The following is a 25,266-nucleotide window of genomic DNA, read 5'->3' as shown; positions in this document are numbered from 1 at the left end:
ATGAAAAAATTGTATTGTTTTGATTTTGACGGAACTTTGACATATAAGGATACCATGTTTATGTATCTTAAATTCTACGATTCTACAAAATACCGGATACAATTTTTAAGACATGTACCTCTCTTTATTCTGCTAAAGCTGAAACTGGCCGAAACGGAAAAAGTGAAAAAAAGTTTTATTGGGTCTATTTTAAAAGGACAGACTCAGGAGAAAATTGAAATGAAGTCTAAACAATTTTTTGAGCTTCATTATCCTAAAATTGTGCGGGAAAATGCATTAGACTTTATTAAAAATATCGATAGGAATAATACACAAAGCTTATTGGTGACTGCATCCTTAGATATTTGGGTAAAGCCTTTCGCTGAGGAACTTAAAATGGAGCTTGTTTCTACGCGGGCAGAGTTTAAGAACGGAGTTTTCACAGGGAATTTTGTAGGGAAAAACTGCAATGGGAAAGAAAAATTGGTAAGAATTAAAGAAGAAATAAACAATTCTAAGTACGATAAAATTATTGCATTTGGGGATACTTCAGGAGATCGGCCAATGTTGAAATGGGCAAATGAGGGACATTACCAATTTTTTCACTAATTTTGGGAGATAAAATTGTAAAAAATGAAAAGCCTGTTAATTGCATGTGCAGTAATATTTATGAGCTGTGCAAGCACTTCATCTCAGAAGCCTTCTGCCATGCAGGGAAATACTGAACTCCTTGTTTCTGAATCTCAGGGAGGAACTGATATGCCCGGCTTTAGAATCATTAATGACGAAAAAGATTTCCGAAACAGTATCAGAGGAAGTTTTGGCATTGAGGATCTTGGAAAAGAATCTTATATCAAATACCCTCAGTTTCCGAAAAATAAAAAAGTCGTTTTATACAATTTAGGAACCTTCAGATCAGGAAGTCACAAAATTGAAGAAGTCAAAAGTGTATCTGTGAAAAATCAGATTCTCTATGTAGAAGTTCCGGCCGGAGAACCTTCCGGTGGAATGGAAATTCAGGTGATCTCCAGTCCATGGTTTATTTTTACTGTTCCCGCAGATTACAAGTTTACCTCCGTAGAATTAAAATATTCAAAATAATAATGGATAAAGTATATTTAGATAATGCCGCAACCACTCCGCTTGCAGAAGAAGTTATAGATGCAATGGTGGGCACTATGAAGATGAATTTCGGAAACCCGTCTTCAACGCACAGCTTTGGCCAGGAAGCAAAAATACTTATTGAAAATGTAAGAAGACAGGTTGCAGACTATCTTCATGTAACTCCTGCTGAAATCATTTTCACTTCCTGTGGAACTGAATCCAACAATATGATCATCAAATCCTCGGTAGAACACCTTGGAGTTGAAAGAATCATTAGCTCTCCTTTGGAACACAAATGTGTTTCTGAAAGTATTCTGGACATGAAAAACAGAAAAGGGGTAGAAGTAAACTACATCCGTCCGAATGAAAAAGGAGATATTGACCTTACAAAATTAGAAGAACTTTTAAAAGCTTCAGATAAAAAAACACTGGTAAGCTTAATGCATGCCAACAACGAAATCGGAAATATAATCGATCTTAAAAAGGTTGCCCAATTATGCAAAGAGCATAATGCACTTTTCCATTCAGATACCGTACAGACAATGGCCCATATGAACCTTGATTTCTCGGATATTCCTGTAGACTTCGCTTCCTGTAGTGCCCACAAATTTCATGGACCCAAAGGAGCTGGATTTGCATTTATCAGAAAAGCAACAGGTTTAAAAGGAATTATTACCGGAGGACCTCAGGAAAGAAGCCTTAGAGCCGGAACAGAAAATGTCAGCGGTATTGTAGGACTGGGGAAAGCGTTAGAACTTTCTCTGAATCATATGGATGAATATACCAACCATATGCAGGATATTAAAAATTATGCAATTGAAAGACTTTCTGCCGAAATTGAAGGAATTAAGTTCAACGGAAGAAGTGCAGAGAAGGAAAACAGTCTTTATACAGTTTTAAGTGCTTTATTACCTTATAAAAATTCATTGATAGGACTTCAGCTGGATATGAAAGGAATTGCAATCTCTCAGGGAAGTGCGTGCTCATCAGGAGCTTCAAAACCTTCAATGGTTATGATGATGGTGCTTTCTGAAGACGAAATGGATCATTGTACACCATTGCGTATCTCTTTCAGCCATATGACAACCCAATCAGATATTGATACATTAGTGAAGGCTTTGAAAGAAATTTCCAGTGATTACACTATAGAAAAAACTAATGTTGAGCATAGATAGTCTTGTGCTTTAAAAATCGTAATTTTGAACATCCAAATAGAGGATTAAAAGAAAATAATATTAATTAAAATAAAAGAAACAAAAATGGCTTTAGAAATTACAGACAGCTCATTTCAGGATACAGTTTTAAAATCTGACAAACCGGTATTAGTAGACTTTTGGGCAGTATGGTGTGGACCATGCAGAACTTTAGGACCAATCATCGAAGAAGTAGCATCAGATTTTGAAGGTAAAGCAGTAGTTGGGAAAGTAGATGTAGACAACAACCAGGAGATTTCTATGCAATATGGTATTAGAAATATCCCTACAGTTCTTATTTTTAAGAACGGAGAAGTGGTAGATAAATTAGTAGGTGTAGCTCCAAAAGAGGTAATCGCTGAAAAATTAAGCGCTCACTTATAAAAAAATAAGTTTGATAATGAATGCCTTCCAGTATTGGGAGGCATTTTTTTTAAAATAATTTGCAGATAACAAAAAAAGGTGTAATTTTGCAACCACGAAAAAGAAACGACGTTCTTTAAAAAATGATCCGGTAGTTCAGCTGGTTAGAATGCCGCCCTGTCACGGCGGAGGTCGCGGGTTCGAGTCCCGTCCGGATCGCAGAAGTTTTCTCAATTTCTTTTAAAAAAATTGATCCGGTAGTTCAGCTGGTTAGAATGCCGCCCTGTCACGGCGGAGGTCGCGGGTTCGAGTCCCGTCCGGATCGCAGAAGTTTTCTCAATTTCTTTTAAAAAAATTGATCCGGTAGTTCAGCTGGTTAGAATGCCGCCCTGTCACGGCGGAGGTCGCGGGTTCGAGTCCCGTCCGGATCGCAGAAGTTTTCTCAATTTCTTTTTAAAAAAATTGATCCGGTAGTTCAGCTGGTTAGAATGCCGCCCTGTCACGGCGGAGGTCGCGGGTTCGAGTCCCGTCCGGATCGCAACTGCAATATGAAAGTGATATAAAACTGTAAAACATATGTTTTACAGTTTTTTTTATTTTAGGTGTATTTCGAAAAGTGGAAATCGATCCGGTGCAAAAATGGGATGGAAAACAATAGCTGTATATACGCTTGGTTTACGGGCTTTTTTAATAGTTTTGTTTTTGGAATTTTGTTTCAAATGTTAATTTATATTTTAAATAAAAATTGGCATGTAGTACTAAAAATATTAATAATAATTATTACCTTCGCCCAATAATAAAAGCCACTGAGTGTTGAATTAATGAAAATGATATTTTAGGTTTATTTGTATATGGGGGACATTTTTAAAATCAGGGAGTTAAGGTATATACCCAGGTGGTCGGTTTTTTTTATCGACATTTCAGTCATTTTCTTTTCTGTTTTAGTTTCATATGTGTTCTTAAAAAGCCTGGAGGTAAAGCTGAATTTTATTGAGTACCAAAATGAAAAAATATTTTCAGTAATTATTGTTAACATTCTGTTTATACTCCTGTTCAAAACATATGCAGGAATCATAAGACACTCTACTTTTTTAGATTTCTGTAAAATTTTGTGGTCTTCGGGTAGTGCTCTTATTGCATTATTAGGACTGAATTTTATATCTGGACTGGTGTTGGGTAAACCTCTTTTTTTATATCCGGTTCTGTTTTTATTTTTCTTTATTTCTATTTTTCTGATGTTCTTTTTCAGAATAATAACCAAACAGTTTTTCGGTTTACTTATGGATCCTAAAGATACTTTATCCAAAGAAAGGATTGCTGTTGTAGGGATAGGTGATGCTTCTGTTTCGTTAGCGAATGCTATTATTCATAATCCCGATTATCCTTATCAGCTGGCAGGATTTCTTAGTGCCAGGTCAGATTCTAAGAAAGCAATGCTGCTAGGTCATAAAATATATAATAAGAAGCAGTTTCTTAAAAGCGATAATCTGAAAGAACAGTTTGATGCAGTTTTAATCAAGGATAGGATGACAAAACGGGAAATGGAAGAATGGACTACCCTTGCATTGGATAATGGATTAAAGGTATTAAAAGCACCTATAGCTAGGATAATAAAAGAAGATGATGTTGTAAAAGGTATCCGTCCGCTGAAGATTGAAGATTTACTTAATCGTCCGGCCATTAAAATAGAGGGGGAAGAGGTGAGGAGTTTTCATGTAAATAAAACTATTTTAGTAACCGGAGGAGCCGGGTCTATAGGAAGCGAAATAGTAAGGCAGGTTGCTCAATTGAACTCATCACTTATTGTGGTAGTTGATCAGGCAGAATCTCCTTTATATGAACTACAGCTTGAATTATTAGAGAGATTTCCGAACCAAAGATTCAAATTTGTATTGGCGGATATTTCAAACTATTCCAGGATGGAAAAACTGTTTAATGATCATCAGTTTTCAATTGTCTACCATGCGGCTGCATACAAACATGTCCCTTTAATAGAAGACAATCCGCATGAAGCTATTTTTGTAAACATCGGAGGAACTAAAAATCTGGCGCTCTTATCGAAAAAGTATAGTGTAAATCGTTTTGTGATGGTCTCTACAGATAAAGCTGTAAATCCTACCAATGTAATGGGAGCTTCTAAAAGAGCAGCTGAACTTTTTGTACAGTCTTTACAAAATTCTTCGGAGAATACAACAAAATTTATTACAACGCGTTTTGGAAATGTACTAGGCTCCAATGGCTCTGTAATACCACATTTCAAAAAACAAATTGAAAAAGGAGGTCCGGTTACTATCACTCATCCTGATATTATCCGTTATTTTATGACGATTCCGGAAGCTTGTGAATTGGTACTTCAGGCAGGAACAATGGGAGAAGGGGGAGAGATTTATGTTTTTGATATGGGGAAACCTGTCAAAATCCTGGACTTAGCAGAAAGAATGATAAAATTATCAGGATATACACCAGGTATTGATATTAAGATTGATTTTATAGGCTTACGACCTGGTGAAAAGTTATATGAAGAACTTCTAACAGATCATTCTACGACTATTCCTACACATCATGAGAAAATTATGATCTCCAGAGATCCAGTGATGGAGTTTGAAGATATAGAAGCTTTGTGTCAGCAGATTATTATGTCAGCAGTGAGTAAGGATAGTTTACAAATTGTGAAAATATTAAAAGTCATTGTGCCGGAATTTATAAGCAATAATTCGGAATTTGAAGTTCTGGATAGAATATCTGAACGTGAAGTATATATGAATGAAATTTAAAAATGAAATAAACGAAATTTAATAGAAAGTAGTAATTTTAGCTGTTTTTGTTTTTAAACGGAATGAAAATTGCTAGAGAAAGAATTAATCTAAAATCTATAAATTTAAAATACATTTCACATAAAAAAATCTTCTAATAAATATGGAAAAATATGTGAGGTTAACTTTTTTTCAAAAAGAGTATCTTAATAAAATTGAAGTTAGCTCAAGTAGATTTTAGAATAACAACACAAGTAGATTTAGAATAAAAACATATGAATAAAACTATTATTGCGTATATAATATTGTTATCGGTTACTTTATTATCATGCAGACCGAAACAGAATATGGTATATATATCAAAGCATAATATGGAAGAAGAAGTTGCAAAAGCAAAATTCCAGGGCTTACATATTCAGGAAGGTGATGTACTGCTAATTCTTGTATCTGCACTTGATGAAGCTGCAGTAAAACCTTTCAACCTCAATACGACAAATAAAGTAGGAAGCAATTCTAATACTGGAATAAATCAATACTCGCAGCCAAGTGAATATTTGGTAAATGAAGAAGGAAATATATATTTTCCTGTAATTGGGAATATATATGCTAAAGGGATGACTCAGATACAGTTGAAACAAGATCTGGAGGCTCGACTTAAGAGATATCTTACAGACCCTATGGTGAGCATTACTCTAAAAAATTTCAATGTAAGCGTCTTAGGTGAAGTAAAAAACCCTGGACAGAAAGAAAGTGTGTCTCAAAAGATTAACATTTTTCAGGCATTAGGTCTAGCTGGGGATATGACAGATTTCGGAGATCGTACAAATGTGAAACTTATCCGTACAGGAGATGATGGAACTGATCAGATTGCTAATGTGGACCTTACCAGATCCGATATAGTAAGTTCACCATACTATTATATGAAACAAAACGACATATTATATGTACAGCCGGACAAAAATAAACAGGTTCAGGCTAACTCGAACCCGAACAGAGCTCTTACATTCCAGATTATTGGTGCATTATTAACAGCAGGTACGCTTATTATTGCTTTAACACGAAAATAAAATATGCAGAAGATAGAATTTCAGGAAAAGGAAGACGGTTTGAACCTAAAAAAAGTTATCTCTCAGTACCTATATAAATGGCCATGGTTTATTGCTTCTATTTTGTTTTTTGTAATAGGAGCTTACATTTATCTTAGATACAGTGTACCTCAGTATCAATCAACAACAGTCCTTAAATTTGATAAAAAACAAAGTAATCTTTCTTCGGCATTATCCGATCTGGAGAATCTAGGTATGGGTTTAGGCAATGCTGATGAACTGAAAAGTGAAGGAGCAGTTGTCACCTCACGACCTATCCTTATGGAGGTTGTAAAAAATCTTAATCTCAGTGTAGAATATTTCAATACAGGAGAAATTAAAGATTCGCAGCTGTTTAGTAAAGTCCCTGTGATTGCAAAAATATTATCATATAATAATAATGAGAATTTTATATTTTCTGAATATACGATGATAGACTTAAAGGGAGATCAGTTTACGCTTCAGGATAAAAAAAAAGAGACCTTTAAAGGTAAATTTAATATTCCTCTAAATTTGGATTTTGGGAGCGTGGTATTTCAGAGAAATCCTGTTTTTGCTTTTAAATCAAAATATAAAATAGTTTTTTGGAATCCGATTGAGAAAGTAAAAAAATTAGAAAAAAAGATAGAGGTAAATTTACCAGATGAAAAAGCCATGCTAATGGAGATTAACCTGATAGGAACTCTTCCTGAAAAATCGGAAGCTATTCTTAATGAGGTGACCAGGCAGTATAATCTGGATGGACAGAAAGATAAAAATTTACAAGCTCAGAATACTCAGGAATTCATCGATAAAAGACTGGAAGTAATTACCAAAGACCTTTCAGGGGTAGAAAATCAAAAAGAAGATTTCGAGAACCGTAATCGTATTGTAGATATTCAGGCACAGGCGCAACTGGCATTACAGAATACAAGTGATAATACTAAAGTTCTCCTTCAGCAGCAAGCTCAGCTTGATCTTTTAAATTCCCTTTCAGGAGAGGCTTCAAAAGGCAATAACCAGCTTATGCCATCCAATCTTGGTTTGAATCCTTCTCTGGAACAATCAATATCTCAGTATAATTCATTGATTATCAATAGGAATAAAACCCTTAAGCAGGCAACCAATGAAAACCCGGCTGTTATAGAAATGAACAGAGAAATTGCTTCTTTAAAGGAAGTTATCCGTGATAATATCCAGGAGCAGAAGCAATCGGTGCAGACTGGTATTTCTCAGCTGCAGAACCAGATCAATTCTAACAATAGTATGATTGAAAAAGTTCCCGGACAGTCTAAAGTCTACAGAGGAATTGAACGTCAGCAAACTCTTAAAGAACAGTTGTTTTTATTTCTTCTTCAAAAAAGAGAAGAAAATGCAATCAATCTATCGGTAAATGTACCGAAAGCTAAAATTGTAAATCCTGCATTTACAGAAGATATACCTGTATCCCCTAAAAAAGATATTATCTTTTTAGGAGCGATATTGCTTGGTTTATTATTTCCTTTTGCTGTTTTATACTTCGCTTTCATGCTGGATGATAAGATTTATACCAGAGATGATATTAAAGAACGTTCAGAATTGGGGGTATTGGTAGATATACCTTCACTTAAGGATAATGAAAACCACTTGATCCAGAAAAATGATTTTTCTGAACTGGCGGAAGCTTTCAGAGTGCTTGTTTCAAACCTTAAATTTGTTTTACCTGTAAAAGATTCTGCTAAGGTAATTATGGTAACTTCTTCGGTAAAAGGAGAAGGGAAAACCCTGGTTTCTGTGAATCTTGCACTTACCATTGCCAATAAAAATTCCAGAGCTCTTCTTATAGGTTCAGATATTCGTAATCCTCAGATTCAGCGATATGATAGTGAGCCAACCAAAAGAAAGGGGCTTACAGAATATTTGTATGATAATTCTGTAAACGTGGAAGAACTTATCCATACATCCACTACCAATCCTTCATGTGATGTTATTTATGCCGGAGCAATTCCTCCTAACCCTCAGGAACTGCTTTCTAACGGAAGGTATCAGAAACTTATTGCGGAGATGTCTTCTCAATATGCTTATATCATTATAGACTCTGCACCGCTTATGCTTGTTTCAGACACGCTTAGCATTGTAGATACAGCAGATGCAACACTATATGTAGTAAGATCCGGAGTATCAAGAAATATTTTGATAGATTTTGCTAATGATCTGGTGAAAGATTCTAAGTTGAAGAATGTATCTTTTGTCATTAATGATGTTTCAAAACGTGCAGGAGGTTACGGATATAACTATAGCTATGGATATGGCTACAGCCAAACAAATGATAAAAAAAGTTGGTGGAGTAAAATTTTCAAATCATAAAAATGAATAAAATTTTAATTACAGGTGGAGCGGGTTTTATTGGCTCTAACTTAACGGAGTATTTTTTAAAAAAAGGCTATTATGTAGTGTGCTTAGACAATTTTGCAACAGGACACCGCCATAATATTGCACCTTTCCTTGAAAATCCAAACTATAAACTCATTGAAGGGGATATCCGTGATTTGGAAGTTTGTCAGAAGGCAGTGGAAAATGTAGATTATATTCTGCATCAGGCTGCACTAGGCTCAGTTCCAAGATCAATTAAAGATCCTATTACAAGTAACGATGTGAATGTTTCAGGATTTTTAAATATGCTGGTTGCCGCACGCGATGCCAAAGTAAAACGTTTCGTATATGCTGCTTCTTCATCCACATATGGAGATTCTGCATCATTACCTAAAGTAGAAGATGTTATCGGAAGACCATTATCTCCATATGCCATTACCAAATATGTCAATGAATTGTATGCAGATGTATTCGGGAAAACTTACGGAATGGAGTGCATCGGCTTGAGATACTTTAATGTGTTTGGACGTAGACAGGACCCTAATGGAGCTTATGCTGCTGTTATTCCTTTATTTGTAAAACAGCTGATCAACCACGAATCTCCTACAATAAATGGAACAGGAGATTATTCACGTGATTTTACATATATCGACAATGTTATTCAGATGAATGAACTGGCCATGCTTACTGAAAACCCTGAAGCTGTGAACACAGTTTATAATACAGCAGTAGGAGACCGTACTACATTGAATGATCTGGTAGGATATCTTAAAAAATATTTAAGTGAATTTGACGAAAAGATTGGTAAAGTGGAAGTTGTCCATGGTCCGAACCGTGTAGGAGATATTCCACATTCACTGGCATCAGTTGAAAAAGCAGAAAAATTATTAGGATATAAACCTAGCCATAATATAGATAAAGGTTTACAGGAAGCTATTAACTGGTATTGGACAAATTTAAAGTAAACATTTTTTAATTGAATCTTTATGAAGAAAGAACATAAAATTGCCATTATAGGATTAGGATATGTAGGTTTGCCTTTAGCCAGGTTGTTTGCCACAAAATATCCGGTTGTAGGTTTTGATATTAATCAGAAAAGAATTGCGGAATTAAACACAGGGGTTGACAGTACTCTGGAAGTGGAAAATGAAGTATTGGAATCTGTATTAATTCAGGATAATCCTTTTAATCAGGATGCTGCAAAAGGATTATATTGTTCAGCTGATATCAAGGATATTCAGGATGCAGACATTTACGTTATTACTGTTCCGACTCCGGTGGATCAACATAACCGTCCTGACCTTACTCCGCTGTATAAAGCCTCAGAAACTGTAGGAAAAGTATTGTCCAAAGGTGATATAGTGATTTACGAATCTACTGTATATCCAGGAGCTACTGAAGAAGAATGTATTCCTGTTCTGGAAAAAGTTTCAGGAATGGTATTTAATCAGGACTTCTTTGCAGGATATTCTCCTGAGCGTATTAATCCCGGTGATAAAGAGCATACTGTTGAAAAGATCTTAAAAGTTACCTCGGGCTCAACACCAGAAATCGGGGAAATAGTAAATAATTTATATCAGTCTGTAATCATTGCGGGGACTCATTTAGCTCCAACAATTAAGGTTGCAGAGGCTGCCAAAGTAATCGAAAATTCGCAAAGGGATATTAATATTGCCTTTGTAAATGAATTGGCAAAAATATTCAATCTTTTAGATATTGATACTCATGCAGTATTGGAAGCTGCAGGAACCAAATGGAACTTTTTACCCTTCAAACCAGGGCTTGTAGGAGGACACTGCATTGGTGTTGACCCATATTATCTGGCTCAGAAAGCTCAGGAAAAAGGATATCATCCGGAAATTATATTAGCAGGACGTCGTCTTAATGATTCCATGGGACAATATGTAGCTTCTCAGTTATTGAAAACCATGATTAAAAATAAGGTGACCATCAATGGTGCCACAGTTTTGAATTTAGGAATAACTTTTAAAGAAAATTGCCCGGATGTACGTAATACAAAAGCGGTAGATGTGATTCATGGGCTTGAAGACTATGCTTTGCAGGTTACAACTTTTGATCCATGGGCTAATCCTGATGAAGTAAAACACGAATATGGATTAGAGGTCGTGAATGAAATTCCACAGGAAAAATATGATGCTATTATCCTTACAGTTGCACATAAACAATTCAATGATCTGGATTTAAAAAATCATTTAAAAGAAAATGGAATCATTTATGACGTAAAAGGAATCTTAGAAGAAAGCCATTCAAGATTATAAATAAATATGAACTAAATAATATTTATTACTATAATAATGAATAGCAATACTTTAATAAAAAGTACATTAATATATACAATTGGTAATTTTGGATCTAAGATTTTATCTTTTCTATTAATTCCTATTTACTCCTACTACCTTTCCAGAAAAGAATTAGGAGAATATGACTTAGTGCTGACAAGTGTCAATTTATTGGTTCCTTTTGTCTCTTTACAGATGAATGAGGCAATTTATCGCTGGTTTCTGGACAAAGAAAACGAAAAAGAAAATTATATAGATAATATATTTAAGCAATGTAGTATCTTATTATTGATTTCCTTTATCAGCTTTGAATTATTGCTTTATCTGGCTGGGCTTTTCTATCATATTCCTTACCAGAAAGAATTGTCACTGCTGATTATAAGCTCATGTTTATTGCCTTTTTTTCAGCAGATATTAAGAGGGTTAGGATTAACGAGATACTATTCATTTATAGGAATTATAAATAGTTTTTTTATATTTTCTTTTAGTTTACTTTTCTTACTGACGGATATATTTCATGATAAGGTACAAGGTATCTTTTATGCACTTTTTATCAGTAATTTTATTGCAATTTTATTAATGTTGTTTAAAGTAAGCTTTCTGTTTAAGAAATATGTCAGTATAAAAATCAACTATTCATTACAAAAACAGATCTTATTTTATTCACTTCCATTAATATTGAATTCCATAAGCTGGTGGGTTATTAATGCATCAGACAGATATATTATTTTAAAATTTTTAACAATAGAAGATAATGGTATTTATGCTGTTTCTGCAAGATTACCCGCTATTCTGACAATTTTTAATACTGTATTTATGCTGGCCTGGCAGGATATGGCAATTGCTGGAAATGACCCTAATAACCCTTTTTTTTCAAAGCTTTTTAATAAATATATCGCTGTAAATATTGGTTTATCAACCATTTTAATAGCAGCTACTCCATTAATTACAGAAGTTCTGTTTGATTCAAAATTTTATGAATCCTGGAAATATGCCACCCTCCTGTATATTGGCTCCTGCTTCTCGTCCATCTCAGGTTTTTTAGGTGCTATTTACCTGAAAACCAAATCAACGAAGGGGATTTTTATTACAAGTATGATAGGAGCATTGATAAATGTATTTATTTCAATGGCTTTTATTAAGTATATTGGTCTTTACGCACCTGCTTTAGGGACATTCGTCAGTTTCTTTGTTATGTTTGTTATAAGATACAGACAGACTGCTGAGATTTTGAAATTAGACATAGATATTAAGTCTTTCATCATACAGATGCTGGTGGTTTTAAGTATAATTATTCTGTTATACATAAACAGCAGTCATTTAATTTCAATATCATTAACGGTATTGTCCTTATTACTGTTCGGTTATTTTAATAAAGATATTTTTAAAAAAGTCTTTAATAAATTAAATTCTCTAAAAAAATAAATATGAATTCCAATAAAGAAAATATAAGACAATTAAAGAATATAATATCTACTCAGCTTACTCCACTCATTGATAATGATTTTATCCTGCTGGATATACCTAATCATAGAAATATTGGAGATTCTTTAATTTGGAAAGGAGAATTAGAATTTTTTAAAACATTAGCACATAAGTGTGTTGGGCAGTATAACAGATATACTTTCAAAAAAAGTGATATAAAATCTGAAAAGACAATTATTCTGCTGCATGGAGGAGGAAACTTTGGTGATATATATGAATCAAGCCAAAGTTTTAAAAGATTTATTATTGAAAATTTTCCTAACAACAGGATTATTGTTCTACCTCAAACGGTGCATTACAATAGCGAAGAAAATTTAAAAAGAGATTTTGCTGTTTTCAACGCTCATCGTGATCTTTATGTATTGGTAAGAGATCTGCCTTCATATGATACTTTAAAGGCCAGTTTTAATGAAGAAAAATTAAAATTAGCACCGGACATGGCTTTCTTTTTAGATTTTGATGCTGATATTAAAACCAGCTCCCCTGAAACGAGAAAGAACTTATATCTGAACAGAACTGATGCAGAAGCAATTAAAGATTCTTTTCAGAATATTATTGAAGGTGAATATGATATAAAAGATTGGCCAACTTATAATTCTTCCTCAAAGAGAATGAATACCATTACCAATTATGTAGAAGCTCTGGACGGTAAGCTTTCAAAAGTCATCAAGTATCTGCCTGCCTCTTCTTTAATCATTGATAATGCTTATGGATTCAAAAAGAAGAATGGAATGGATCTGCATATCAACCGCGGAAAAGAGTTTATCAATCAATATCATAAAGTATATACCACCCGTTTGCATGGTTTAATCCTTAGTATCTTATTGGATAAAGAGGTTGTTATTCTGGATAATGTTTATGGGAAAAGTAAAAATTTTTACGATGCCTGGCTGAAGAATTTTAATAATGTTAAACTTTATGTAAAGAATGAGTCCTAAAATTTCGGTAATTTTACCCGCATACAATGCTGAAAAGTATCTTAGAGCAGCAGTAGACAGTATACTTGCACAAAGTTTTAAAGACTTTGAATTGTTGGTTATTAATGACGGTTCTACAGATTTTACAAAAGAAATCATAGTAAGCTACAATGATGAAAGGATAAGATACATTGAAAATGAAAAGAATTTAGGATTAATAGAAACACTGAATAAAGGGATTTTATTATCAAAAGGTGAATATATTGCCAGAATGGATGCCGATGATATATGCCATTCATCCCGCTTTCAAATGCAGATAGATTTCATGGAGAAGAATCCGGAATATATTATCTGCAGTTCATCCAGAAAGGAATTTTCTCATTCTATTTCTCATTTTCACCTTAGTGTACTTCCTGTTGATGATACTTCAATTAGAATACATTCAATTTTTAGTACACCTTTTACCCATCCGGCAGTGATGTTCAGGGCTGGTATTATTAAAGAGAATAAGCTTTTTTTTGAAAAGGATTATAAGTATGCTGAAGATTATCAATTGTGGATCAAAATTCTGCAATATGGTAAAGGGTACAATTTTAGAATGCCTTTGTTGTATTATAGAGATACCCCCAATAGCCAAACCAATATTGGTGCCGGCCAGTTAGAACAGAGAAAGAGAACAATATCCAATATTCAGCAGCTGGCTTTACAGCAGCAGAATATTGTTTTAGATCAAAAAGAATTAGATTTTATTTATATTCTGTCTTTATCGGATAAGATTAGAAATATCAGTTTTGAAGACTTTTCAGTGGATTTTATTCTTTCCTTTTTTAAGAAACTGTCTTTAGAACTAAAATCAAATTACCCGAATAATAAATTCAATGTTAATCGTGTTTTAGGTAAAAGATATCTTAAAATTTTATTATTTAATTTAAAAAGGTTGCCATTTACTCAGTTAATGAAGTTAGCATTGAGTTCATCAACTTTTTTTGGAATATATGAATTGATAAATGAAAAGATTGGAAATAAATAATACTATAGATAAATTCACAAAATCAGATTACCTTATGGGTACATCCATGTGTTTTGTGATTTCCATATTATATATGTTTAATTTAAACCAGATTGTAGTAGGAGGTTTATCTATTCTGTTATTTCTTTTTTATTTTAATCGTATACGTAAAAAGTCTACCCTTAATGAAGCATTTACTGTTTGTCTAATCTTAACTTTACCTTTCAGTTTCAGCCCTTTGGTGGGAAGCAGCTTCTTCAGCCTTTTTATTATTATTCAGTTTTTATTTATCTGTATATTACTTACAAGTAGCTTTTCTTCAAAAAAAAATCAGCTTATTCAAGTCCTGGGGCTTGGGTTATTGTTGTTTTGTTTGGGAGTCTATTTCTTTAATCAGTCCAACTATCCGAAAGTTTTGGTAGAAACACTGATAAAAACGCTGTTATTCTTATTAATAATTATAGTAGCGTTGATCAAGTTGAAGATGTCCACATTAACTGTTTCCTCGATGATGAAGTTCTATGTTTTTGCAGGATCAGTAGCTGGTTTAATGGTATTAATTCAATACCTGTCTTTTAAACTTCTGGGAATAAATTATCTGGGTGTTCAGAATCAATTTGGTAAGTCCAGAACCGGATTTGCCGGTCTGTTTTATGATTATAGTATTTCATCTATCTACTTATCAAGTGTCTCTTTAATTTTATGTTATGGATTATTAACTAAGCAGTATATCATTAATTATAAATGGAGTATTATTTTGTTGTTTTTTACTATTGGAACCAGTGTATTAACCTCTGGAAGATCGGGTATAGCAGCACTTTTTATTGCCATTTTCTTTCTGCTTATTTACCTGAGGAATATCAAAATAATTGTGATATCATTAATTGCAGGTTTTCCCCTGGTTAAGACCATATTATATATATATTCTTTAAACAGAACAACCAATCTATCCAATGACTCCGGACGTCTGGACAATTATTTGAACGCCCTGAACTATTTTTATAAAAACTTCTGGTTTGGCGCCAGATTTTTAGGATTTAGTGAGACTTCAAAATCTATGTTGCCCCATAATTTTATTTTAGATTTTCTGGTGCAGTATGGTGTCGTTTTTACTTTACTGCTATTATTATTTGTAATTGTTGTATGGTTTAAAGGCTTAAAAAAGCAGCCTATTTTATTTTTCCTTTTCTTACTGATGCTAGTAGGAGGAAATTTTCATGCATCATTTATCAATACACATTATATCATTATCCCGCTTATTCTAATTATAGGAACACTCAATAATAATGAAAGTATATCACATCATAAATAGTTTAAGGTTTGGCGGTGCTGAAAGATTAGTAGTTGACCTTTGTGCAGAATTATCTGAGAAAGGTTCAGACGAAATACATTTGCTATTATTAGACGATATTGATACTTCTCTAAAAAAAGAAGTAGAAAGTAATGGAAAAATAAAGATTGAAGTAATTCCTTCAAAAAGCCTGTATGACATCCGGATACCTTTTTTTATAAATAGAGTAGTGGCAGATGCAGATATTATTCATTTGCATTTATTTCCTACACTATACTGGGGAGTATTGTACAAGCTTTTCTTTTCTCGAAAACAAAAAGTAGTATTTACAGAACATAGTACCGAAAACAACAGGAGATCTAAATGGTATTTAAAAAGAATAGAAAAATTTATTTACTCAAGATTAAATTCTATTATCTGTATTTCAGAATCCACAGAAAAAAACCTTATTCAACATTTAGGATCTGAATTTAAATCTAAAATGAAGGTTATCAATAATGGGGTTAATCTGAATAAATTTTATAATTCAAACGCCAGTTCCCGGGCTGCATATAATGTATCTGATGAAGATTTCTTATTAATTCAGGTAGCAAGTTTCCGAGCTGCAAAAGACCAGCCTACCCTGATCAGGGCACTTTCATTGTTACCTTCTCATGTAAAAGCGATTTTCGTAGGAGATGGGCCGGAATTAGAAAACTGTAAAGAGCTCGTTAAAAATAATGGATTGGAGAATAGAGCCTTTTTTTTAGGTAATCAGGCTAATATCGCAGAACTCATCAAAATGAGCGATGTAGTAGTGGTATCATCACATTATGAAGGGTTTGGTATCGTAGCAGTAGAAGGTATGGCCTGTAATAAGCCTGTGGTTGCTTCAAATGTGCCGGGGCTTTCAGAAGTGGTTTCAGAGTATGGAATATTATTTGATAGAGGAAAAGAAAAGGATTTAGCTGATATAATTAAAAAGTTACACTCAAATTCATCTTTTTATAACACAACTGCTGAAAAATGTCTTTCCAGATCAACAAATTTCTCTATTGAAGAAATTGCCAAATATTATCGTGAAATATATAATACATTATGAGAAGCCTACTAATTTTTTTACTTATAGTTAATCTATCGTGTGCGCAGGGGAAATTTAATTATAAAGATGTTCCTGATGCTTATATTAAAAAAACTGAAGTCACTTCGTCTTTCAATAGTTTAAAAGCACAATCTTTTGAAGTTGTAAAACTTCTTCCCAATAATTACAAAAAAGACGGATCAGAAGATTATACAGCATACGTTCAAAAAGCAATCAATGAAAATGCAACGGTATTGCTGCCCAATTTTCCTGTTTTAATTAATGATAAGGGACTTCAGCTAAAGGATAATTCTACTTTGTTGTTTGATGATAAATCTCAGTTAAAATTAAAAGCATCAAGCAGCCAAGGTTATGCTATGATTGATATTACAGGAAAGAAAAATGTCAGTATATATAATCCTAATCTTATAGGAGACAGATCTGTCCACATGGGGAAAACAGGAGAATGGGGTATGGGAATAAATATTAAGGATGCTGTAAATATTAAAATCTATAATCCTATAATCAAAGACTGTTGGGGAGATGGGATCTATATAGGAGGAAATGGTTTCTCCAATAATATTTCTGTAATAGGAGGGCTTATTGATAATAACAGAAGAAACGGAATTTCTGTGATAAGCGGTGACAATATTTTGCTGCAGAATTTAGTGGTTTCCAATACGAATGGAGCTAATCCTAAAACAGGTATAGATATAGAACCTAATACTCCGGATAACAAAAAAGTAAATATTTCATTAAAATCAATTATAACCTATAATAATGAAGTAAGCGGACTTGCCTTTTATTTAGCCAGACTAAGAGGAGATAGTGACGCCAACAACGTTAATGTAGTTATTGAAAACTATAAGGATTTTTATTCAAAAAGTGGAATTTCCTATTCTAACCAGAAAAATGATTCTAAAAAGAAACTGATGGGGAATATTGTTTTTTCAGGTATTGACTTGAAATACAATAAAATACCTTTTAATTTCTTATACAAGAACTCATCCCTGGATAATATTAATTTGAAGGTAAATGACTTTAAATCAGATAATAAAGATAATAAAGGAATTGTAACTGATCTGCAAAAATTTTCACAGCAAAAGATAAAATACAATCAATAATTACTTTTGCTTTGGAAAAAATAAAAGGAATGTGTAAAATATATTTATTTTATAAATAATATTAATTTTTCCCAAAAAAGTGATAATGGAAAGATTTTTGCTATCATACTATTGCTTAAAAAAAACTTAAAAATTGAAATGGAAATTTTTTAATATTCCTGGAAGTATTAAAATATAATGAAATTGCTTATGAAACTTGACACTGAAATATTCTGTATAATAAATACGGAATTTATATTCCTTAATGATCTTAAAAGAGATTAGTAAATTAAAATAGTAATGAAATCAATCATCTAATCAAATTTTATATCATGTAGATGATATCAAGGTATACAATTACCAATAAATAGCTGGCGAAGATGTGAGGATGATGCACATTGATCTCTGCCACAAAAAGCTATCAAATCTCAAAAAACACGTATACAAACAGGAGAATTAATGATTTTCCTGGAAATGATGCAATGTCAATCCAAAACTTGGTTCGGTTTGAACAATTTTTTGGATGAACAGGGATTCATAATAAATGATATTGTCTTAAAAAAAATCACAAATAAGTGAAATGTAAATAAATGAGTAAAAACAACAACACACAAAAGATTTATGAAAAATTTATTAATTAGTTCTAGGATTAATAGAAATAATAATAAAAAAATGAAAGAAGTTGAAAACTAAATTAGTACGAATTACAACAGTGCCGCTTTCTTTGAAGATTTTATTGAAAGGGCAGCATCGGTTTATGTCAGAACATTTTGATGTAATAGGCGTTTCATCACCAGGGAAGGAGTTGGATGAAGTGAAAAAAGATGAAGAAATAGATGTAATAGCGATTGATATGTCTCGTAAGATTACTCCCATTAAGGATATCAAATCTTTGTGGAGTACTTACCGATTTTTAAGAAAAGAGAAACCGCAAATTGTTCATACCCACACTCCTAAAGCAGGTATTGTAGGGATGCTGGCAGCAAGAATGGCTGGGGTTCCTCACAGGCTGCATACTGTGGCAGGGTTGCCATTGATGGAGGTAACGGGTATGAAACGTCAGGTTTTAGATCTTGTTGAAAAATTAACCTATGCTTCTGCAACCCAGGTATATCCGAATTCAAAAGGGCTGTCTGATTATATCATCAAGCACAAATATGCAGACAAATACAAGCTTAAGGTAATCGGAAACGGTTCCTCAAACGGAATTGATACCTCATTCTTTTCACCCGAACAAGTTTCAGAAGATAAAAAAACACTTCTAAAAAAAGAATTAAAAATAGAAGACACAGATTTCGTTTTTGTTTTTGTAGGACGTTTGGTGGGAGACAAAGGAATTAATGAACTGATAAAAGCGTTTTCTGCTTTCAATAAACAAGAAAATCAGCAGCGTTCAAAATTATTGTTGGTTGGTACCCTGGAACAAGAGCTGGATCCTTTAAATCCAGATACTTTAAATGAAATTGAAAACAATCCGGATATCATCTCTGTAGGTTTTCAGAAGGATGTTCGTCCTTATTTTGCGATTTCCGATGCACTGGTTTTCCCTAGTTATCGTGAAGGCTTCCCGAATGTGGTGATGCAGGCCGGAGCAATGGAATTGCCAAGTATAGTTTCTGATATCAATGGATGTAACGAAATCATTGTAGAAAATCAGAATGGAGTAATTGTTCCTGTAAAAGACAGTGAGAGCCTTAGGGTAGAAATGGAGAAAATGATCTCGGACAAAGAGTATTACAAGGCATTAAAAACGAATGCACGACCTATGATTGAAGATAGATTCGAGCAGTCTGTAATCTGGAATGCCATATTAAGCGAGTATAAAAAACTGATTAAAGAAAGAGAATTCCGTGCTTAAGATTTAATAAAGTGCGTGTGCTTTAGAGTATTTTAAAATAATAAGAATGTTGATTTTGTGTGTGTTTTTATAGTCGACTTTCTTAAATGTTCTCAGCACAACCTGTTAAAAAAGTATTTACAGCAGTTGTATCTGAAATTTTTATATTTGAAAATGTGTATTTTACCAATAGCTTTAAAAGAAAAGGAATAGGTTTCTTTGGAAAAACTAAAAAAAGCTATATATTTGCACCAGTTAAAAACAAACGCTCTTAGATTGTTTACGAAAGTGACTTAGTAAATAAGAGAGCAGCTTAAAGCAGATGGATAGGACTTTTCTTAAAATTAGAAATACTTCCGGATTGCAGAAGTTTTGTCAATTTACTTAAAAAAAAAAAATTGATCCGGTAGTTCAGCTGGTTAGAATGCCGCCCTGTCACGGCGGAGGTCGCGGGTTCGAGTCCCGTCCGGATCGCAAAAAGTCTTCTAGAAATAGAAGACTTTTTTATTTATTCCTTTGATAAAAGTTAGGATCATCAAAAAGGTAAGAACTTTTCTACATATCTAAACATAAATAAAAATGGCCGGAAGAAATTCCAGCCATCATTGTTTTAAAGTAATGTTGTATAATTTACTTTTTAATAATTTTTACAATAGTTTCAGAATTGTTAATTCTCACCAGATAAGCTCCGGTCAATAATGAAGTAATATCTGTTTGTTTATTGATAAATTTACCTTCTTTCATCAGCTGTCCGGACATATTATAAATCTGATAATAATAATCCTTATTGTCTTTTGCTTCAATGTACAGGATATCTTTTACAGGATTAGGATATAAAACAAGCTTATCATCTTTTACTTTTTCCTCGATAACCGATTTACTGAAAGCCGTTCTGGCCTGAAGACCTGTGTTTGGTGTTACAGGAATACCTGGCAGCGGTCCTCTTGGAGTATCATCATCTTCCTGTTTCACACATCTGCAGCTCATTGCTGCAAAAGGATCAATATCAGCATTTTTTACCATGATTCTGGAGAAATTATCAAAAGACATATAAGTAGCTCTGCCTGTTAATTCTCCATTTAAATTAGCATACCAGATTCCTCCTGATAAAGTACCAATACCAGAATAAGGGAATGTAATGGCTGCATCAGGATACATTACACTTCTGCCTCCTTTTGTAAGACTTTTCGGATAATTTCCCAGATTATACAGACTGTTATTAAATACAAATCCTACTGTTTTACCATAAGGACTGGCGAGATTACTATAAATAGTTGCCCCATAATAACCAGCCTCTGAATTCCCTACAATCTGACCGGATTTTATTACACCGTTTGTATCTTTATACGCTGGTGTTTCAAAATTTTCTTTAAAACTCCAGGGGGAGGTTTTTATGGTAGAAGAACCACTAATCGGATGTTTATAAATAGGGCCTGTACCAGTCTCCGGTATTCTCCATCCATTCGGGCAAGGATCAAAAACAGATTTTTTATCACCTAATCCCCATCGTTCAGCATATAATCCATGATAATTAGTATCAAACAACCAATCTGAAGCAAGATTATAGTTAGCATAATTAGCTCCACGCGATGGATGCTTAATTGTTGGTACCATAAGCTTTAAAGGGTTTGCTGTAGAATATCCCAGAATTTTTTCTATTCTTACATCTATTTTATCATTGGTGTTAATGCTGCCTTTATAAGTGTCATAATTTACTATATTACTTGAATTATAGCTCGCCTCGGTAAAGTTTGAATAGGTTACAACGCCATTATTGGTAGTACCCAGTGATATATTATATTTAGTCCCGTTTATATTATTAAATATTGGCAGAGGATCTTTTCTACCCCATTGATAGTGTAATCCTTGCGAACGATTAAGTTGATTAACATCATTTGCTGCGCCCGGATTATAAGGGCTCGGCATGATATCAACAGCTCCTAAATTCCTGTCCATGATGGTTGTTTTCATGATCATTCCTTTCTGAGTATAGTTCATATAATTATCCGTTGCGATTGGAGTATCATTTACATGAGTAAAAGAATTTACAGAGGTATTGGTTACCCAAATGTGCCAACTCCAGTAAACAGGATTATTTATTGAACCATTATGTAGAGTAACTACTGCATTTCCAGACTGATTGGCGTTTACTTTCACATTGATATTGCCATCTTTGGAAGATGGATTATCCAAGGTCAATTGTGTTACCATTGCAGGATTATCTGTCCAAAGTATATTCGCTTTTAAATCATTAAAACTTGTAGTATCCAGAATCTGAGTATTGCCTAAATAATTACTTTGTACAGAAAAAGCTTTACTCACCGGAATTGAAATTATCTGATCTGCTGTAGATTTTGTAATCATATAACTATTAGGATTATCTAGTCCGGCTTTGTATGTTTCAGATTCACTGAAGAAAGTGGTTTTGAAGTCGTAGTTATTTTTTACAAATAGCGGATCTTTAATGCATCGGCATGCATGTGCATTATTAGTTGGATAATCATCAGATGGCTTGTAGCTGTAGACACCATAAACATCCGGGTAATTGGTTTCATCCGGTCTGAAGCCATTCACTATCTGGTCTGAAGATGGAATTAACCTTAATGCACTGGCTACTGAGGAATAACCAGAAACCGTAGTCATTGTTGAAGTCCACAAATAGGTTTCAAGCTGATCTGTGAATGATGCCTTAGTATGATATCTGGTATCTCCGCTTATTCCTCTGCCTATCCAGCCGGTTCCTGGAAATATCCCGATATTGTTACCTCCTACATTCGTCATGTCAAAACCATATTGAGGATATATTTTGATACCGGCAAGATATGTTTTCAGATTAGATAACCCCGGGAAAATATTTGATCTGCCGAGATTTAAAGCTGAAAGCGGGCTGTTTACTTTAGGCCCGAAAGGCGTAAAATCCATTCTTACATTTTTTGTTGATGATGCAACCAGCACTGAAGGTAATCTCCAGCCGTTAGGACAAGGATCGAAAGAAGATTTATTTCTGTAAGGTTGTGAAACTGTATAATCTACTGCTTGTATTCCCTGTGAATTATCAGACCATAAGTTCACTTTGCTTAGTTCATCAGTCTGTAACCCCGGAACCTGCCCAAACCAGTTGTAATAATAAGGAACCGTATTAATAGTGCCATATGTAGAAAGGGGAGAAGTATTGGTGCCATTGTCATTGACATAGATCAGACTCAGAGGATTTTTTACTGAAACTCTGATATTATCTGTTATGTTGGCTGTTGATTTATTGACAAACTTTATTAATTCATTAAAATTCTTATAATCATTAAAAGGACTGTTAGTAAATCTTAATCTTGATATTGCATCGTCATATACAATTTTTCCTAAGCTGCCGGTTATTTGATAGAAACTGGCATCATTATTTGTTAACGATGGAAAAGGATCTTTTCTTCCCCACTGATATAACAATCCGCCGCTTCTGTTCCATCCAGCTCCGGTTAAAGAATTTCCGATTGCACCAAGGTTCCTGTCCATCCATCCCCATTCGGAATTAGGGATAGTTTCCACAGTTCCGTCGCTTAATTGTCTTTTTACATCATCATAGCTTTTATAGGTAGATCCGTTTGTTGGGTCATCTGTTACCCAAACGTGCCATGACCAGAAAACTTCACCATTTACCTTAAAAGCAACCAATGCATTTCCTTTTTTTACTTTATTGACAGGTACCTTTATTTTTGCATTTTCACCTGAGTCTATAATATCCAAAGTATAATTTTCTTTAGATTTTATCAGTCCCATATTATCCTCCCATAAAACATCAGCTGTTACTGTTCCGGAAGGTACGTCGATACCTTTCATATAATTTCCGTTTCGCCACATTTCATAGGCTTTTTTTACAGGAATGTATAATCCGTCTACATTATTGCCATCCTGATCTTTACCTGTAAAAATATAACTGTTGGGGGCTTTGGTCCAGTCTGCTACTGTATGGTCAGGCTGTGCTCCGGCGTTGATTACAAAACAGTTATTTGAGCAATCTGCTGAATCATATGCTGTTGAATTTCCAAAAATACCTACGTATTTTATGAATTTTTTGATTTCGGCTTCTACTTCCGGAAGTGGTCTCATTGGTCCGTTCCAGTCAGCACGTACTTTTCTGTTTCTGATGGCTCCAATACCATATAAAGAAGCTTGAGGAGTATTGCTCAGAAAGAAATTTTCAGATCCGGGTCCTCTCTGTTTGTCATATAAAGGAGGGTAGCCGAAATCATTCACTGTATTATAATTGCTTAATGCATTGACCGTGATATACTGTCCGGTAGATTTGTATACCCTGAAACCTGTTATTTTGCTTACAACAATAACTACAGGCTCTTGATCCGAAATAATGTCGGTCAGTTTCTCGTTGATGTAATTGTAAAGGTTGTAATACCTGTTAACTAAAGCATTAGGGTTTGTGAAATCCAAATATCCTCTGCCCCAGGGCTCTCCACCCTCCTCAGGAGGTAAAAACCAGTTACTGAAGTTAATAAAGAAACCCGAACTTGAAAACTTACCGGCAAATACATAAACAGGATCATGATAAGAAAACTCAAAAGGGCTTGTATCACTGCCCTGGTAGATATATTTCTGTGAGCTGGCAATCGTACCGAGATTATCAGGATTTTCAATGTTGATGACTGGTGCATTGGCATTAGTGTTATCTAACGTACCGTTCGCATTGATTGATAGAACAATATTATCCAGTTTCTTTGTCAGATGCTGTGATTTTACCCTGTCTTTTACACCGGAAACAGTTCCGTTAGGATTAAACAATACTGTTCCGCTTTTTTTGGGGGTGAAAAGGATTGTGTATTCATTTTCATCCAGCTCACAAGCTGCCGCAGTATAGTCTCCGAATTTGTAATGGCTCACAGCTTTATTCCATGTGATGTCTGAAAAGTTGTTTGTGTCTGAGCCTAGCTCAACTTTTAAATTGTATGTACTGTTTACAGAAGCAGGCAATTCAAATGTTGCATTAAGATTTTCATCATACTGGTTGCTCGCATACAATGTCTTACACCACACACTGATCCATTCTCCCTGAGCATTCTGATATTTGACGGAAATCAGAATGTCGCTGGTGGTAACAGGTTTGTGGAGCTGGCCGCTCATAACAACAGCTCCTTTTTCATTCACATTTTGTGAAATTACAATTAAAGGATCCAGATCAAAACTGTAGGTCGTCACAGGAATGTAACTTCCTAATATAATGGGAGCATTACTAAAATGCCAATCCGTATCACCTCGTGGAAAGGCATACACGGATGCTGCTGAGCATAATACAGCCCAGATTGATAAGAAAGTTTTTTTTCTCATACGCATGTTTTTTAGATTAATATTTGATCTTATGAATAACTTATATTCAATTCTATAGTAATTGCAGATTCCCCCATCATAGATATAGAAGAGTATAATAAAGCATATCTACTTTAAAATAACAG

The 25,266-nt window shown here is 33.9% G+C and carries 17 protein-coding genes and 5 tRNA genes; 21 read left to right on the top strand and 1 reads right to left on the bottom strand.

Going from position 1 to position 25,266, the window contains the following annotated elements:
- The 21 genes from SFA27_RS17480 to SFA27_RS17380 all read left to right on the top strand — a co-directional run bounded on the left by SFA27_RS17480 (position 1) and on the right by SFA27_RS17380 (position 20,284).
- On the top strand, positions 1–588 hold the full coding sequence (locus SFA27_RS17480; RefSeq protein WP_047374185.1) for an HAD family hydrolase: 588 nt from the start codon (positions 1–3) through the stop codon (positions 586–588).
- 24 nt (positions 589–612) lie between these two features.
- Positions 613–1,080 (top strand): hypothetical protein, encoded by a 468-nt coding sequence (locus SFA27_RS17475; RefSeq protein WP_264518619.1) that lies wholly within the window; start codon positions 613–615, stop codon positions 1,078–1,080.
- A 2-nt stretch (positions 1,081–1,082) separates the two neighbouring features.
- Positions 1,083–2,258: a cysteine desulfurase family protein gene (locus SFA27_RS17470; RefSeq protein ID WP_407293909.1), complete on the top strand. Its 1,176-nt coding sequence runs from the start codon at positions 1,083–1,085 to the stop codon at positions 2,256–2,258.
- Positions 2,259–2,342: 84 nt separating this feature from the next.
- The gene (trxA, locus tag SFA27_RS17465; protein WP_027374941.1) at positions 2,343–2,660 is read left to right on the top strand and encodes a thioredoxin; all 318 of its coding nucleotides are present in this window, start codon (positions 2,343–2,345) and stop codon (positions 2,658–2,660) included.
- Positions 2,661–2,784: 124 nt separating this feature from the next.
- Positions 2,785–2,858, top strand: a tRNA-Asp gene (locus SFA27_RS17460).
- 32 nt (positions 2,859–2,890) lie between these two features.
- Positions 2,891–2,964: transfer RNA gene (locus SFA27_RS17455), tRNA-Asp, on the top strand.
- A gap of 32 nt (positions 2,965–2,996) precedes the next feature.
- Positions 2,997–3,070 (top strand) — tRNA-Asp (locus SFA27_RS17450).
- A 33-nt stretch (positions 3,071–3,103) separates the two neighbouring features.
- Positions 3,104–3,177 (top strand) — tRNA-Asp (locus SFA27_RS17445).
- A 313-nt stretch (positions 3,178–3,490) separates the two neighbouring features.
- Positions 3,491–5,413, top strand: coding sequence for a polysaccharide biosynthesis protein (locus SFA27_RS17440; RefSeq protein WP_407293907.1), 1,923 nt, complete (start codon positions 3,491–3,493; stop codon positions 5,411–5,413).
- A 254-nt stretch (positions 5,414–5,667) separates the two neighbouring features.
- Positions 5,668–6,459, top strand: a complete 792-nt coding sequence (locus SFA27_RS17435; RefSeq protein ID WP_047377190.1) for a polysaccharide biosynthesis/export family protein — start codon at positions 5,668–5,670, stop codon at positions 6,457–6,459.
- A gap of 3 nt (positions 6,460–6,462) precedes the next feature.
- On the top strand, positions 6,463–8,802 hold the full coding sequence (locus tag SFA27_RS17430) for a polysaccharide biosynthesis tyrosine autokinase (RefSeq protein ID WP_047377189.1): 2,340 nt from the start codon (positions 6,463–6,465) through the stop codon (positions 8,800–8,802).
- 2 nt (positions 8,803–8,804) lie between these two features.
- Positions 8,805–9,773, top strand: a complete 969-nt coding sequence (locus SFA27_RS17425; RefSeq protein WP_047377187.1) for an SDR family oxidoreductase — start codon at positions 8,805–8,807, stop codon at positions 9,771–9,773.
- 21 nt (positions 9,774–9,794) lie between these two features.
- Positions 9,795–11,087, top strand: coding sequence for a nucleotide sugar dehydrogenase (locus tag SFA27_RS17420; protein ID WP_047377186.1), 1,293 nt, complete (start codon positions 9,795–9,797; stop codon positions 11,085–11,087).
- 36 nt (positions 11,088–11,123) lie between these two features.
- Positions 11,124–12,533 (top strand): lipopolysaccharide biosynthesis protein, encoded by a 1,410-nt coding sequence (locus tag SFA27_RS17415; protein ID WP_407293904.1) that lies wholly within the window; start codon positions 11,124–11,126, stop codon positions 12,531–12,533.
- Between the two features lie 2 nt (positions 12,534–12,535).
- Positions 12,536–13,531 carry a polysaccharide pyruvyl transferase family protein gene (locus SFA27_RS17410; RefSeq protein ID WP_047377183.1) on the top strand — a complete coding sequence of 332 codons (996 nt, stop codon included), beginning with the start codon at positions 12,536–12,538 and terminating at the stop codon, positions 13,529–13,531.
- Complete coding sequence (locus SFA27_RS17405; protein WP_052184697.1) at positions 13,521–14,540, top strand: glycosyltransferase; 1,020 nt, start codon at positions 13,521–13,523, stop codon at positions 14,538–14,540. The genes SFA27_RS17410 and SFA27_RS17405 overlap by 11 nt, the downstream gene beginning before the upstream one ends.
- A 487-nt stretch (positions 14,541–15,027) precedes the next feature.
- Entirely contained in the window at positions 15,028–15,831 is an 804-nt protein-coding gene (locus SFA27_RS17400) for an O-antigen ligase family protein (RefSeq protein WP_156118418.1), read from the top strand.
- Positions 15,806–16,891, top strand: coding sequence for a glycosyltransferase (locus SFA27_RS17395; RefSeq protein ID WP_047377181.1), 1,086 nt, complete (start codon positions 15,806–15,808; stop codon positions 16,889–16,891). The genes SFA27_RS17400 and SFA27_RS17395 overlap by 26 nt, the downstream gene beginning before the upstream one ends.
- On the top strand, positions 16,888–17,994 hold the full coding sequence (locus SFA27_RS17390) for a right-handed parallel beta-helix repeat-containing protein (protein WP_052184696.1): 1,107 nt from the start codon (positions 16,888–16,890) through the stop codon (positions 17,992–17,994). Before SFA27_RS17395 ends, SFA27_RS17390 begins: the two co-directional genes overlap by 4 nt.
- 736 nt (positions 17,995–18,730) lie before the next feature.
- Positions 18,731–19,831, top strand: a complete 1,101-nt coding sequence (locus tag SFA27_RS17385) for a glycosyltransferase family 4 protein (protein WP_047377180.1) — start codon at positions 18,731–18,733, stop codon at positions 19,829–19,831.
- A 379-nt stretch (positions 19,832–20,210) separates the two neighbouring features.
- Positions 20,211–20,284 (top strand) — tRNA-Asp (locus SFA27_RS17380).
- A gap of 156 nt (positions 20,285–20,440) precedes the next feature.
- On the opposite strand, the gene SFA27_RS17375 is transcribed toward SFA27_RS17380, so the two are convergent.
- Positions 20,441–25,141 (bottom strand): T9SS type A sorting domain-containing protein, encoded by a 4,701-nt coding sequence (locus SFA27_RS17375; RefSeq protein ID WP_407293900.1) that lies wholly within the window; start codon positions 25,139–25,141, stop codon positions 20,441–20,443.
- Positions 25,142–25,266: the final 125 nt, after the last annotated feature.

The sequence above is a fragment of the Chryseobacterium sp. HR92 genome (assembly GCF_045689405.1).
GTDB classification, from domain to species: domain Bacteria; phylum Bacteroidota; class Bacteroidia; order Flavobacteriales; family Weeksellaceae; genus Chryseobacterium; species Chryseobacterium viscerum_A.
Note: the sequence above shows the minus strand (reverse complement) of the source record. Positions and strands in the feature narration are given on the sequence as shown.